This is a genomic window from Aquilutibacter rugosus (assembly GCF_036541335.1).
GTDB classification, from domain to species: Bacteria; Pseudomonadota; Gammaproteobacteria; order Xanthomonadales; family Xanthomonadaceae; genus Aquilutibacter; species Aquilutibacter rugosus.
In genome coordinates this window covers 124,132-138,233 of sequence record NZ_JAZHBO010000001.1, presented here as the reverse complement: position 1 = coordinate 138,233, position 14,102 = coordinate 124,132, and the positions used below count along the sequence as shown (strand labels likewise).

At 57.2% G+C, this 14,102-nt stretch carries 13 protein-coding genes; 12 read left to right on the top strand and 1 reads right to left on the bottom strand.

What is annotated here, in order from left to right; genetic code table 11:
- The 9 genes from wbjC (at position 1) to V3390_RS00645 (ending at position 9,977) form a co-directional block, all read left to right on the top strand.
- Positions 1-1,104, top strand: a complete 1,104-nt coding sequence (gene wbjC / locus V3390_RS00685) for a UDP-2-acetamido-2,6-beta-L-arabino-hexul-4-ose reductase (protein WP_331702922.1) — start codon at positions 1-3, stop codon at positions 1,102-1,104.
- Positions 1,101-2,237 (top strand): non-hydrolyzing UDP-N-acetylglucosamine 2-epimerase, encoded by a 1,137-nt coding sequence (wecB, locus tag V3390_RS00680; RefSeq protein WP_331702921.1) that lies wholly within the window; start codon positions 1,101-1,103, stop codon positions 2,235-2,237. The genes wbjC and wecB overlap by 4 nt, the downstream gene beginning before the upstream one ends.
- Positions 2,234-3,472, top strand: a complete 1,239-nt coding sequence (locus V3390_RS00675) for a glycosyltransferase family 4 protein (protein ID WP_331702920.1) — start codon at positions 2,234-2,236, stop codon at positions 3,470-3,472. Before wecB ends, V3390_RS00675 begins: the two co-directional genes overlap by 4 nt.
- Complete coding sequence (locus tag V3390_RS00670; RefSeq protein ID WP_331702918.1) at positions 3,465-4,493, top strand: NAD-dependent epimerase/dehydratase family protein; 1,029 nt, start codon at positions 3,465-3,467, stop codon at positions 4,491-4,493. Before V3390_RS00675 ends, V3390_RS00670 begins: the two co-directional genes overlap by 8 nt.
- 120 nt (positions 4,494-4,613) lie before the next feature.
- Positions 4,614-5,624 carry an NAD-dependent epimerase gene (locus tag V3390_RS00665; protein WP_331702917.1) on the top strand — a complete coding sequence of 337 codons (1,011 nt, stop codon included), beginning with the start codon at positions 4,614-4,616 and terminating at the stop codon, positions 5,622-5,624.
- A gap of 25 nt (positions 5,625-5,649) precedes the next feature.
- Positions 5,650-6,147, top strand: a complete 498-nt coding sequence (locus V3390_RS00660) for a WbuC family cupin fold metalloprotein (RefSeq protein ID WP_331702916.1) — start codon at positions 5,650-5,652, stop codon at positions 6,145-6,147.
- Complete coding sequence (locus V3390_RS00655; protein ID WP_331702914.1) at positions 6,148-7,017, top strand: tyrosine-protein phosphatase; 870 nt, start codon at positions 6,148-6,150, stop codon at positions 7,015-7,017.
- Positions 7,018-7,203: 186 nt separating this feature from the next.
- A complete protein-coding gene (locus V3390_RS00650; RefSeq protein ID WP_331702913.1) occupies positions 7,204-7,839 on the top strand; it encodes a polysaccharide biosynthesis/export family protein in 636 nt (211 codons plus the stop codon).
- Positions 7,836-9,977 (top strand): GumC family protein, encoded by a 2,142-nt coding sequence (locus V3390_RS00645; protein WP_331702912.1) that lies wholly within the window; start codon positions 7,836-7,838, stop codon positions 9,975-9,977. Before V3390_RS00650 ends, V3390_RS00645 begins: the two co-directional genes overlap by 4 nt.
- Before the next feature lie 55 nt (positions 9,978-10,032).
- Here V3390_RS00645 and V3390_RS00640 read toward each other — a convergent pair whose 3' ends face one another.
- Positions 10,033-10,950 carry a DUF5677 domain-containing protein gene (locus V3390_RS00640; protein ID WP_331702911.1) on the bottom strand — a complete coding sequence of 306 codons (918 nt, stop codon included), beginning with the start codon at positions 10,948-10,950 and terminating at the stop codon, positions 10,033-10,035.
- Positions 10,951-11,106: 156 nt separating this feature from the next.
- Here V3390_RS00640 and V3390_RS00635 point away from each other — a divergent pair, with 156 nt between their 5' ends.
- The 3 genes from V3390_RS00635 (at position 11,107) to V3390_RS00625 (ending at position 14,047) form a co-directional block, all read left to right on the top strand.
- Positions 11,107-12,204 carry an MraY family glycosyltransferase gene (locus tag V3390_RS00635; RefSeq protein WP_331702910.1) on the top strand — a complete coding sequence of 366 codons (1,098 nt, stop codon included), beginning with the start codon at positions 11,107-11,109 and terminating at the stop codon, positions 12,202-12,204.
- 2 nt (positions 12,205-12,206) lie between these two features.
- Positions 12,207-13,304 (top strand): hypothetical protein, encoded by a 1,098-nt coding sequence (locus tag V3390_RS00630; protein ID WP_331702909.1) that lies wholly within the window; start codon positions 12,207-12,209, stop codon positions 13,302-13,304.
- A gap of 173 nt (positions 13,305-13,477) precedes the next feature.
- Positions 13,478-14,047 carry a hypothetical protein gene (locus V3390_RS00625; RefSeq protein WP_331702908.1) on the top strand — a complete coding sequence of 190 codons (570 nt, stop codon included), beginning with the start codon at positions 13,478-13,480 and terminating at the stop codon, positions 14,045-14,047.
- The last annotated feature ends 55 nt before the right edge of the window (positions 14,048-14,102 follow it).

Below are 14,102 nucleotides of genomic sequence, written 5' to 3'. Positions count from 1 at the left end.
ATGAAAGTATTAGTTACCGGAGCCGATGGCTTTATCGGCAGAAATCTACGTGTCGCGCTCGCAGAACGGGATTGGGAAGTGTTACCTATCACGCGTCAAAGTACGGACAGTGAATTGGTTGCCAGCATTGCCGAGGCAGACGCGGTTATTCATCTCGCTGGAGTGAATCGTCCGCAAGACCCGTCTGAATTTGCAATTGGCAACTCGGATTTTACGGGGCGGTTGAGTGCGGCGTTGACAGCCTCAGGACGGGCGCTTCCTGTCGCGTTTGCGTCGTCCATTCAGGCGGATCGCAATAATCCTTATGGATTAAGCAAGCGCGATGCCGAAATGCACCTCGATACATACGGTCAGGTCAGCGGCGCTCCGGTGGCTATCTATCGACTGGCCAATGTCTTCGGCAAATGGAGCCGTCCGAACTACAATTCGGCCGTCGCGACGTTTTGCCATAACATCGCAAGAGACTTGCCGATTCGAATCGATAATCCGGACGCGCAAGTGCAGTTGGTCTATATCGACGACGTCGTTGCCGAACTCGTACAGTTTCTGCAGGAGCCTGGCCAGGGGGTTCGCCAGACGAAGGCGGGTCCTGTTTACACAACAACCGTTGGTGAGCTGGCACAGCAGATCGAGGCCTTCAAAGACGTTCGGAAGAGTCTTGTAACTGAGCGAGTCGGTACCGGTCTGGTCCGAGCACTGTATTCCACGTATGTCAGTTTTCTGCCAAACGAATCCTTCAGCTACGAGGTGCCGAAGTATGGCGATGCTCGTGGTGTGTTTGTCGAAATGCTAAAGACGCCCGATTGCGGCCAGTTCTCGTTCTTTACGGCGCATCCGGGCATCACGCGAGGCGGCCACTACCACCACACGAAAACGGAAAAGTTCCTTGTCATTAAGGGGCGCGCCCGATACCGGTTCCGCCATCTGATCACGGATGAGACTTTTGAGGTGGATAGCCAAGGCAATACGCCCTTAATCGTTGAGACGATTCCCGGGTGGGCGCACGATATCACCAATATCGGTGACGACGAACTGGTGGTGATGCTTTGGGCGAATGAAATTTTTGATCGGGACAAACCCGACACAGTGGCGAGCGCAGTATGAACGTACGGAAATTGAAAGTTGCCACGATAGTTGGCACGCGACCGGAAATCATCCGTTTGTCACGGGTGATGGCTGCATTGGATGCGCATTGCGAGCATGTGCTCGTCCACACCGGCCAGAACTACGACTACGAGCTCAACGGCATCTTCTTCGACGATCTTGGCATTCGTAAGCCAGATGTGTTTCTGGAGGCAGCCGGGGCAACCGGAGCTGAAACCATCGGCAAGGTGATCATTGCCGCCGATGCCGCGCTGGAATCCATCAAGCCCGATGCCGTACTCGTACTCGGCGATACCAATAGCTGTCTTGCCGTCATTCCGGCCAAGCGTCGAAAGATTCCGACTTTCCACATGGAAGCAGGTAACCGCTGCTTCGACATGCGGGTGCCCGAAGAAATCAATCGCCGCATCGTCGACCATACAGCGGATATCAACCTGACCTACAGCGATATCGCACGGGAATATTTGTTGGCGGAAGGCCTGCCAGCGGATCGCATCATTAAGACTGGCAGTCCAATGTGCGAAGTTCTGGCACATTACGAGCCGAATATTGAAAGTTCGGACGTCATAACTCGCCTAGGTCTCGAGCCGGACCATTACTTTGTTGTCAGTGCGCACCGTGAAGAAAATATCGATTCGGATTCGAATTTTCGTGGATTGATAGAAACCTTGAATGCAGTTTCCGCAACGTATGACCTGCCAGTCATTGTCTCCACGCATCCGCGTACCCGAAAAAGGATCGAGGCGATGGGGATTAAGCTTGATTCTAGGGTCCAGTTGCTCAAACCGCTCGGGTTCAGTGATTACGTACGCCTGCAGAAGGATGCAAAGGCCGTCCTTTCGGATAGCGGCACGATCAACGAAGAGTCCTCAATCTTGAATTTCAGAGCCCTCAACCTGCGGGATGCCCACGAGCGGCCTGAAGGAATGGAAGAGGGGGCGGTCATGATGGTGGGGACCAATCCGGAGCGTGTACTACAGGCGTTGGCGGTTCTCGAGTCACAACCGGTCGGTTCGGAGCGTCTGTTGCGACAAGTGGCAGATTACTCCATGCCCAACGTGTCCGAGAAAGTTGTACGGATCATCCATAGCTACGTGGATTATGTAAAGCGAGTTGTTTGGAGGCAATATTGAGTTCGTCTTCGACTGGAGCCAATGCGCGCGGAACCAGAAAGGGCACGATAGTTGTTGTTAGCGAATTCGTGACTTCCGTTAATTCAACTGGATACTATTGGTCCCAGATTGTAGAAAAGTTGCGGACCTCGTTTGGAGGCGTACGAGTTTGGACATCACAGTCGATTGACGAAGTCAACAAACGATGGGGTTCAGAAAAAACCGTTCGAACCGCAACGGTGTTGAATCCGTGGCATGGCGAAAAAGCACTTCTGCCGCGCATTCTCGGCGAAATGTACTTAGCCGCATCCTTTTTCGTTCGACTCATGTTGTCCGTAGGGAAGCACGATGTGGTGGTGTCTGGAACGAATCCTGCACTTTTGATACCTGTCATCGCATTGCTTCAGAAGCTTCGTCGTTTCAAGTGGCTTTTAGTTGTATATGACGTATTTCCAGAGAATCTCGGTTCTGCGGGTCTCAGTCGAATGCCAAAAACGGCCGGTCGGTTGTTGAAACTTGTGTTTGATTGGGCGTATCGATCGGCGACAAGAGTAATTGTCATTGGCCGGGACATGGAAGCACTTGTAAAGCAGAAAGGGGTATCGCCGGGTGCGCTAGTAGTTCGACCAAATTGGGCCGCACCAAGCGACTCAAGATGCGGCGATGATAACGCGAATCCAGCACGGAGCATCTCTAGGAATGATCAAACGGTAAACTTTCAGTTCTTTGGCAACATGGGGAGAGTTCAAGGAATTGAAACTTTGTTGGCGGCAATAGATTTGGTGAGAGCTCCAAATGCATCCTTCGAGTTCATCGGTGCAGGTGCAATGGCTCACCTTGTTAAGGAGAGAGCGGCCCGTGCGGAAGTTCATCCGATAACGTACCTCGGTCCTCGACCGATGTCTGAAAGCTCAAGCATTCTATCGTCGTGTGACGTGTCCATCGTGTCACTTGCTGACGGAATGTATGGCTTAGGGGTTCCGAGCAAGGCATACTTCGCACTTGCGGAAAACAAACCGCTTTTGGTTATTGCGCATCCTGACTCCGAAATCGCGCTGATGGTCAAGGAGCACAATATAGGATGGGTATGTTCACCAGGCGACTTGCAAGATATCGCGACAACGATTGACAAGATCTGCGCCGGTGGATTGGATGACTTAGAAGGCGGCCCGTTGGATGTCCTAAATAGACACTACTCGCCTGAAGTGGCGTTGAGTTCTTACGTTGAAACTATTAACGCATTAAAGATTGACTGAACAGGTAGAAATTGTGAAACGAAGCGACTCGAGTCTCATTACTGTTGTCGGAGGGTCAGGATTCATTGGTACTCGTCTGTGTGAAATTTTCGAAAAGAATTTAATTCCATTTCGCATCGTTGATAAAAATGTGTCAGCTGCGTTTCCCGACAGCACAACAGTTGCTGATGTAACAAACTACAGTCAGCTACGAGCTGCGCTTGTGGGTTGTGATGTCATAATTAATCTTGCGGCAGAGCACAGAGATGATGTAAAACCTGTCAGTCGTTACGATGCAGTAAACGTCGATGGCGCAAGAAACGTTTGCCGTGCTGCGAGTGAATTGGATATCAGGCAAATACTTTTCACCAGTACGGTTGCGGTATATGGGTTTGCGCCATCAAATACGGGCGAATCGGGGGAAATTTTGCCATTTAATGATTATGGTCGAACGAAGGCAAAGGCTGAGGAGGTCTTTAGGTCATGGCAGCTTGAGTCGCCGAGCGATCGGTCGGTAGTGATTGTCCGTCCGACTGTCGTATTTGGGGAAAGAAATCGGGGCAATGTATTTAATTTGCTGAAGCAAGTTGCCTGCGGAGCATTTGCCATGATTGGAGACGGGAAAAACAGAAAGTCCATGGCCTATGTAGGAAATGTCGCAGCGTTCTTGCAGCACATGTTAGGCGCAGGACCGGGGGTTCATGTCAGCAACTATGTGGATAAACCGGATTTCGACATGAACGCGCTTGTTGACCTGGCGAGAGCGTCTTTGGGACGTCGAAAGAGGATGCTGCCAAGAATTCCTTACTCCGTTGGCTACGCACTTGGTGGTTTATTTGATGTTACTGCCGTTGTTATTAGGAGGCCGCTGCCGATAAGTCGCATAAGAGTCAAAAAGTTTTGCGCAACTACTCAGTTTGATTCGGCCTATGCGACCTTTGGATTTACGCCACCGTATACCCTTGAAGAGGGACTTACTCGCACATTGCAGTTTGAGTTTGGATCAGCGCCAGTAGGCGGCCCGCTGTTTTATTCGGAATAAAGTGATTTCCTAGAACTCTTTTTCTATCTCCATTTTTCCATCTGCTGAAAATGGGGATTTTGCCGAGGTACACTCCGTCGAAAGTTCTACCATTTACCTAAATCGGATCGGCCCATATTCATGAAAGTCCTCGTCACCGGCACCGCCGGCTTTATCGGTTCCCACGTGGCCCAAGTGCTGCTTGCCCGCGGAGACGAAGTCATTGGTGTGGATAACCTCAATGACTACTACGACGTCTCGCTCAAGCAAGCACGACTGGATCGGCTCATCGACCAGCCGGGCTATACCCATGTGAATGCAGATATTGCCGACCGTGCGGCCGTCGAAAAGGTCTTTGCCGATCACATACCCAATCGCGTCATCAACCTGGCCGCTCAAGCCGGCGTCCGTTACGCCGCTGAGAATCCCCACGTTTATGTGTCCAGCAACGTCACGGGTTTCCTCCACATCTTGGAGGGCTGCCGCCGCCACGGGGTGGAGCACTTGGTCTATGCATCCACCAGTTCGGTGTACGGCGCCAACACCAACATGCCGTTCTCCGAGCACGGCTCTACCGAGCACCCGCTGACGCTCTACGCGGCCACCAAAAAGGCCAACGAGCAAATGGCGCACAGCTACAGCCATCTGTACGGCATTCCGACCACCGGTCTGCGCTTCTTCACCGTGTTCGGCCCTTGGGCCCGCCCGGATATGGCGCCGATGTTGTTTGCCAAGGCTATCTCAGAAGGCTCGCCTGTCAAACTATTTAACAATGGCCACCATTCCCGAAGTTTTACCTACATCGATGACATCGTTGAGGGCGTGGTCCGCACTTTGGATCGCGTTCCCGGCAAGGATCCGGATTGGTCCGGCAACAAACCCGACCCGGCCACCAGCGGCGTGGCGCCGTACCGTATCTACAACATCGGCCATCAACAACCGGTCCAGCTCTTGCATTTTATTGAGGTGTTGGAGGATTGCTTCGGCAAGAAAGCGGTTAAGGAACTTTTGCCGTTGCAGGCCGGCGATGTTCCGGACACCGAGGCCGACGTGTCTCACCTGATCGCCAACGTCGGCTACCGCCCCAAAGTCTCGGTCGAGGAGGGCGTTGCCAACTTCGTCCTCTGGTATCGGGATTATTACAAAGTCTAATTCCTATTTAGCCTGGTAGGGAGTCATGGACAATCCGGAATATGCACCACAACAGAGCGTTCCCTATGCTCACTTGGATGAGCTGATTCATTCCGCGCAGGCTTCGGACCGCAAACGCCTCAATCTCAACCTCCACGTCAGCCCGGACGAGCCCTGCCAAAGGTTCTTCAACGCCATGGAGCCGGAGAGTTACTTGCGGCCCCACCGCCAGCCCAAGCGCAAGCTTTTGGTGGGTATCCGCGGCCACTTTGCTGCTATCGTCTTTGATGACGCCGGCCATGTCGTGGCCACGCACCATTTTGGCGCTGCAGACCGCAGCCCCAACTGCGCCGTCGAAATCCCCGCCGGAGTTTGGAACACCGTCATTTCCCTCGAGTCCGGTTCGGTACTGCTTGAGGTCAAATCCGGCCCATTTCACCCTCAAAACCCGCCTGAGCTTGCCTCGTGGTCACCCGAAGCAGGAACGCGTGAGGCGGAAGCATATCTGGCGAACCTAAGACGGGCAACGACAGATCGTTCATGAGTGGAACCATACAATAGCTCCATGTACGATCTCCACTGCCACATGCTCCCCGCCATCGACGACGGACCGGTCGATCTCGAAACCTCGCTGGAGATGGCCCGCATGGCGGCGGCCGACGGCATTACCACCGTGGCCTGCACCCCGCACATTTACCCCGGCATGTACGACAACAACCGCCTGGGCATTCTCGCGGCCATTTCGGCGTTCCAGGCCCAGCTGGACGAACGTGACATCCAGCTCAAACTGGTAGAGGGTGCCGATGTCCATGTGGATCCGAACCTGATCGCCGGCTTGCACTCGGGCGCGGTGCCGACGCTGGCCGGCTCCCGCTACTTGTTGCTGGAACCGCCGCACCACGTGGCTCCGCCCAATTTTGAGCACAACGTGTTTGAGCTGATGACCGCCGGCTACATTCCCGTCATTACCCATCCCGAGCGCCTAAGCTGGGTCGAGACGCATTACGATCTGTTTACTCGTCTTACGCAGCGCGGTGCCTGGATGCAGATTACCGCCGGCGTCCTGACGGGGCGCTACGGTCGCAGGGTCCAGTATTGGGGCGACAAGTTCGTGGCCGAGGGCCAGTGCATGATTCTGGCCACCGATGCCCACCATCCGCAGCGTCGTCCGCCCTTATTGGCCGAAGCCCGCGATGCCGCCGCCAAACTGGTCGGCGAGACTGAGGCGCAGCATATGGTCCTAACCCGTCCGCGAGGCATTGTGCAAAATGTGCCGCCCGAACAGCTGCCACCCCCGTTGTGCCTGCAACCGGGCTGGACGCCGGACCCCAAGGCCGCCGCGCGCCGCGAGTCGGTCCGACCCGGTCGTCCGGCCGGATTTATTGCTAGGCTGATGGGCAAGTCCCGTCATTAACTCCTAGAAAATTTCTCCCGCATCCGGTCTTTACCCTGTTCAGATTCATCCGACTGCAATAGGGCACTGGGCTATAATACCCGGCTGGGGATTATAAAGAGGCATTCCATCTTGTTGCACGTGTTTCGACTGGCCATCCTGGCCTGCGCACTGGCGCTATCCGCCTGCGCATCTGCCCCATCCTTCATGCGTTCTGAAGTGGCCCCGGCCAATGCGGAGCTGCCCGTAGTAGATGCCTCAATGGCGGCACTTGGCCAGCCCGACTACCGCATAGGACCTTACGACTTGCTCAGTGTCACCGTGTTCCAGATCAAAGATCTGGATCGCGAAGTCCGCGTCGACAATTCGGGCCGCATCTCGCTGCCGCTGATCGGTACCGTACAGGCGGCCGGCAAAAGCACCCACGAACTCCAAGATGAAATCGCCACGCGCTATGCCCGCAGCTACCTGCAGAACCCGCAGGTCACCCTGTTCGTCAAGGAATTTGCCAGCCAGCGCGTGACCTTGAACGGCGCCGTCAAAAAGTCGGGCATGTTCCCCATGAGCGCCACGCGCATCAGTCTGCTGCAGGCCGTCTCCTTGGGCGAGGGCCTGACCGAAACGGCGAACCCGCGCAATGTCGCCGTGGTCCGCAACGTCAATGGCCAGAACATGGTCGCGCGGTTTGACTTGCTCGCTATACGCGACGGGCAAATGGCTGACCCGGTCATTGTGGGCAATGACGTGATTTACATCGATGAAGCCAAGGGCGCTCTGTACTTTAAGCGCTTTACCCAGATGGCCCCGATTCTCTCCACCTGGATCCTGTACTCGAACCGATGAGCAACGAACCCGCCATGGCCGCCCCTGTAGCCGGCCCCGCCGCACCTGATCGCGACGACGACGAGATCGATCTGCTCCAGTACTGGAACATCGTCCGCCGGAATAGATTCCTGATTGCGGCCATTGCCGGTATTTGTTTGGCCTTGGCGCTGGTGTTGACCTTGCTGGCCACGCCCATCTTCCGCGCTGCATCCATGCTGCAGATCGAGCGCGAGGCCATGCAGGTCCTTAACGTCGAGGGCCTGGTCCCGACCGAGGCCGGTGGCGCCATCGCCAATGAGTTTTATCAGACCCAATACACCTTGCTCGCCAGCCAGTCGCAGGCCCAGCGCGTTGCCCAGGACTTGAACCTGATTGCCGATCCTCACTTTAAAGAGGCAGTGGACGCGGTCGATGACAAGCTCCCCGCAGTCGAGCGTGCCGTGGCGCAACGCCGCGAAGTCGCCGATGCGCTTTTGAAAATGGTTACGGTCGAGCCGGTACGCAACTCGCGCTTGGTCAAGGTCAATGTCGACTCGCCCGATGCCGGCTTTGCTGCGCGCATTGCCAACGCCTGGGGCGATGCCTTTATTGCCGCCAACCTCGAACGCCGTTTCGATGCCTCGTCCTACGCACGCAAGTACCTCGAAGAACGGCTGGCCCAACTCAAAGCCCGTCTGGCCGACTCCGAGGCCGAGCTGGTTAATTTTGCCTCGCAGCAGCAGATCATTTCGGTAGGCGAGGACAAGCCCTCGCTCGCTGCGCAAAACCTGGGCGACCTCAACGGCGCCTTGGCCACCGCCCAGCAGGAACGCATCAAGGCGCAGGCCGAATGGAACCAGGCCGCCAGCGGTAATGGGTTGGGCCTGCAGCAAACGCTAGACAATCCGGTCATCCAGAACCTGCGCACCGAACGGGCCAAAATCTCGGGTGAGTACCAGGAACAACTGCGCACCTACAAGCCGGGCTACCCCGACATGCAGCGTCTGGCCGGTCAGATCGCCGAACTCGATCGTCAGATCGCCGCCGAAATCGGCAACGTCCGCGCGTCCGTCAAAGCGAAATACGATGCCGCACAGCAGCAGGAAAACCTGCTCAAGTCGCGTATTACGGGTCTCAAGGGAGATGTGCTGGATCTGCAGAACCGCAGCATTCAGTACAACATCCTTAAGCGCGAGGCCGAGACCAACCGCCAGCTCTACGATGGCTTGTTGCAGCGTTACAAGGAAATCGGTGTGGCCGGCGGTATCGGTGCCAACAACATCTTTGTGGTCGATCGTGCCGAAGTGCCGGAAAACCCCTATAAGCCGCGTCTGCCGCTGAACTTGGCCATCGGTCTGTTGCTGGGCCTGATGCTGGGTGTGCTGGCCGCGTTTGCTCGTCACTTTATGGACCGTACCGTCCATAGTGGACCGCAACTTGAACAGCTCACGGGTCGTCCGGTGCTGGGTGTCATCCCGCGTCTCGACGACGGCGTCACCCCTGCCGAGGCCGCACTGGATCTGCGCTCGCCGTTCTCCGAGTCCTATCGTTCGGTCCGCACCGCGCTGCAGTTCGCTACCACTCACGGTTTGCCGGCTAGCCTGCTGATCACCAGCCCGAACGCGTCCGAGGGCAAGTCCACTACTGCTATGGAACTGGCGCATAACATCGCGCAGCTGCAAAAGCGCGTGGTCTTGATCGACGCCGACTTGCGCAACCCGTCGGTCCACAAGCTGATGAGTCTGCCCAATGGTGTGGGTCTGTCCAGCGTGCTGTCGGGCGCTGCCGATATTGCCGCCGCTATGCAGCGCACGGCCGGTGGCCTGCCGGTGATTACCTCGGGTCCGATTCCGCCGAACCCGCCGGAACTGCTGGCCGGCGAGGGCCTGACCGATCTGCTGTCAGCCTTGTCGTCGCAGTTCGACGTCATCGTGCTCGACGGTCCGCCGGTCTTGGGTCTGGCCGACGCCCCGTTGCTGGGCAACAAGGCCGAAGCCACCATCCTGGTCGCCTCTGCCGACTCCACCCGCAACGAGGCCGTCACCGGTGCGTTGGCCCGCCTCACCGCAGCCCGCGCCAACGTGCTGGGTTCGATCCTGTTGGGTTACGACCTCAAGAAGGGCGACTCCTACGGCTACGGCGGTTACACGTACTACAACTACGGCAACAACAAGTAACAGCTAACACCTGAATTAAGCCGTGCCGCGAAGCGGCATCGGCTTGAATGATCTGTTAGGTAGCGCTCGCGCAATACGTTCTAGATACATCAATCACGTCCGACACCTTAACCTCGATGTACCTTAGAAAAATTAGGATTTCTTCTGGCTCTAAGTTCTTTTGATTGGTCGTGATGCTTGCGGGCGTTGCGTGCAACAACTTGCTAGAGAATGCATAAATGTAGTCATATTCGTCTTGCAGCCCTACTTCCCTAGCCTTCTCATTCCATTTCCAACGCTTCGTTTTCCCATTCTTGTCAAGAGCCAAGTCAGATATCCGCGAAAGGATCTCGCTGTCGAAGGTGATTCGCTCATTCTCAATCTCATGCAGAGCCGCCTCGGCTGGCGGTATGGCTTTATGCTCGACCAAGTAGGCCTGAAAGCCGTAGCCGTTATGTTTCGCCTGCTCTGAATAGATAGAGAACTTTCGGGCTGCCTCCGTGTCGATTGAAACGCCCACAGATCTGATTATTTTTGCGCGATCCTCCGACGACCCTGCTTTCGCCAAAAGTACTTCTTGCTCCTCGTCATCTCTCCGCTCAAACTCACGAAGAAGTTCGACTTCACGATGAAGTTGCCTGAGGGTACTCTGGTAGTAGCTCTTTTGGGTCTCAATCAGTTGGCCGTAGTACACCAATCCATAACGCTCATCTTTCTCGAACAATTTTAACCAGACACTTAGCTCGAATAAGTATCGCGAGACAGCGACGACACCCAGCGTCTCGACGAAGTTGAAGTTCTGGTCAATTAATATGCGTAGACGAACGAGACTATCCCCGACCACTGACAAACACCATTGATGCGCGTTTTGATTGTCGAACGCAAGAGCGAATTCTGGCGCACGCAGACGTATTGCCTCCGCATCCACCGCGACGCGATGAGCCTTAATTCTCTCTACCGAAGCTGTGAGCTGTGCTAGGACGTGAGCTGTCATGTGCTACCTAACTCTAAATTAATTGCCTCCGTCCCCATTAAATAATGGGGCGGAGGCAATTATCGTACCGCGAGTATTTTTCTTAGCCAAAGTGTCATCACTATCCGTTAACCTAAACACTGAGTAAACGGGGTGTAGGACAAAGTGTCTAACGGATTGAGCATCGAGCGCGGGCTACTGGCGGTCGCGGTAACTGTCATCGTCCTGCTGATTCTGCAGCCGGTGGCGCGCAAGCTGAATCTGCTCGATTATCCCGCGGGCCGTAAAGATCATGCGCATCCCACGCCCATTACCGGCGGGCTGGCCGTAGCCATCGGCATCGCCACTACCCAAACCTTCTCTCTAGCCGCGTTCGATCGCGAGCTGTGGTCGTTCTTCGCGGCCTCGGGGCTGCTGATCGTCACCGGTATTGTCGACGACAAGTACGATCTGCGCTGGTACTGGCGCATTGGCATCCAAGTCGTGGCTGCACTGATCATGGTCTACGGTGCCCATGTGCGGGTTGAGCAGTTGGGTCCGGCCTTCGGCATTGAGCAGTTCTCGCTGGGTATTGTGGCGGTGCCGTTTACCGTTTTTGCAACAGTCGGGCTGATCAACGCCATCAACATGATCGACGGGGCCGACGGTCTGTCCGGCCTGCTGGTCACCGCTGCGCTGCTGATGATCGCTGCCGCCGCTCACTACGCCGGTAATACCGTGATCGCCGAACGGCAGCTGATCCTGATCGGCGCGATGCTGGCCTTCTTGCTGTTTAATATGCGGTTCCGCTGGCAACCCAAGGCCAAGGTGTTTCTGGGTAATGCGGGTAGTGCATTTTTGGGGTTTGTGATCGCCTGGCAGGTGTTCCGCCTGTCGCAGAATCCGGGGCATCCGGTCAGCCCGGCGCTGGCGTTGTGGTTCCTGCCGATTCCGGTCATGGATACGCTGGTGCTGATGTTGCGCCGTCTGCGTGTGGGCAAGTCGCCGTTTGCCGCCGACCGCAATCACATCCACCACCTTATGATGGAGGCCGGTTTCGGTCCCACCCAGACGGGTCTGGTGCTGGCGGGTTTCAGTCTGGTCTGCGGGTTGATTGCCGCGCAGGCCATGCGCCTTGATGTGCCCACGCCGCTGCTGCTGGTCGCGTTCGGTCTGCTGTGTGCAGCCTGGTTCTGGCTGACTCGCGTGCGCGATCGGGCCATCGGTTTCTTCCGCGCTCTGTACAATACGGGTCTCCTCGGGCACCGCAAAATGCCCGCGCCACCGGTACCCTGAAAATGCCTGCTGCTGCCTCTGGTTCTCTTTTTAGTAAGCCGTTGCCCTTGGTGGCCGGTCTGGTTGGCGCCGTAGCGATGACCGTGCTGGCCTATTACACCGCCCGCGCCGATCTAGATTTCGATGCGCCCCTGGGCGCCGATCACGCCGTCGCCGCGATGGAGTCGGGGGCGTTGGCCGGTGCCGCGCTGATGCCGCTGGCCACCCAAGCGCTCGCCGATCGCCCCGTCGATGGCCGCGCCTACCGTGTTATGGCCGTTGCCACCGCCGATCAGGGCAATATCGAAGGCTACCGCGCACTCATCAATGCCGCCGTGCGTTGGGCCCCGCGCGATCGCCTGACCCGCGTCTACCTGTTCGAGGACGCCTTAGCCCAGGGCAGTGCGCCGCTGGCCGTGGAACATCTCGATGCCCTGCTGCGCGATGTCCCGCAAATCGCCGCCGAGGCCGCCCGCCAAATCGCCCCGCTGATGTCGCTGCCGGTCATGCAGGACGCCATGCGTCAGCGCCTGACTTCGAAGCCCAACTGGGGTCCCGCCTTTGTCGCCGAGCTGGCCAAGCAGCCCACGCTGCGTTCGGTCGCCCGCTCCTACTGGCTCGACTCCGTCGCGCACACCGATTCTGATGCGCTGCTGTACGACCCCGGTTTCGAGCGTGGCCCCGTCGATGGCGCGTTCGGCTGGCGTTTGCCCTCCATGCCCGGTGCCGATGCCGGTTTCTCCACCGAGCAACCTCTGGCGGGCAAGCAGTCCGTGGCGATGGATTTTCTGGGCCGATCGGTCACCGTCAACGGTCCGTATCAGGATCTGTCGCTGTCGCCCGGCCGCTACCAGGTCTCACTGCTAACCCGCGATGAGACCGGCGCCGAGCGCCCCTTCGCCTGGACGGTCTCCTGCACCGCCGGCGGCCCCCGTGAGCTCGCCCGCCTCGAGGTCGGCGGCCCACTGCGCCGCGGCCTGCAACGCGCGGTCCTGAATTTCACAGTCCCCGCCGGATGTGTCGGCCAACGCCTGGCCTTCCGTGATGGGGGCCGCAACCTGGTCGAACGCCAGTACAGCGGCCGCCTAACGGTGGATATCGCCGATTTCCGGCGGCTGTAATCCCTGCGGCCAATGGAAATCTTTCTCATCCAAGTGAAGTTTTTCTTAGCTGTGACACGTTCCTCAATTTTCTGCTAGACTGGCACGGTAGTATTAGTACTCAGACGTCTATACAAGCTCCTGTAGCTGGGTAGTATGTTGTTGATTTTTCGTATTTTTAAGGGGTTTTGTACATGAAGCTTGTAGTTTCCATTGCTGTCGCAGCGCTTGCCGTTGGCATGTTCGCCGCCAACGCGAACACAGCTGCTGTCACCAAGCTCCCGGCCAAGGCTGTCGTCAGCAAGTCGGCCTGTGTGCCGGCCAACGTGCAACGCACTTTCGCCACCCGTAATCTGGTCACCTGCGGCCAAAACAGCAACCAACTGGTCGCTCAAGCACAACCGCAAACCGGTGCCGGCTCCACCTCGGGCACCACCGGTACTGCAACCACCGGCACCAGCACCACCACTGGCACCGCCACCGGTACCGCCGGTAGCACCACTTCGGCCGGTGCAGGCGCTGGTTCTAGCGCAGGTGCAGGTGCAGGTGCTGGCGCAGGTGCTTCCGGCGCAGCCGCTGGTGCAGGTGCTGGCGCTGCAGGTGCTGGCGCCGCTGCTGCCGGTGCAGGCGTTGGCGCAGGTGTGGCTGGCGGTCTCGCTGGTGTGGCCGGCGCACTGGGCGTTTCGGTCGCTACGGTCGCCGTAGTCGGCGGTATCGCCGTCGCTGCTGCTGTCGCCGCTGCCACGACCTCATCCAGCCCGTAATATCGGCTGAGATTGGCGGGCTTGTTCGGTCCTACCGTCCGCACGCCATGCACGC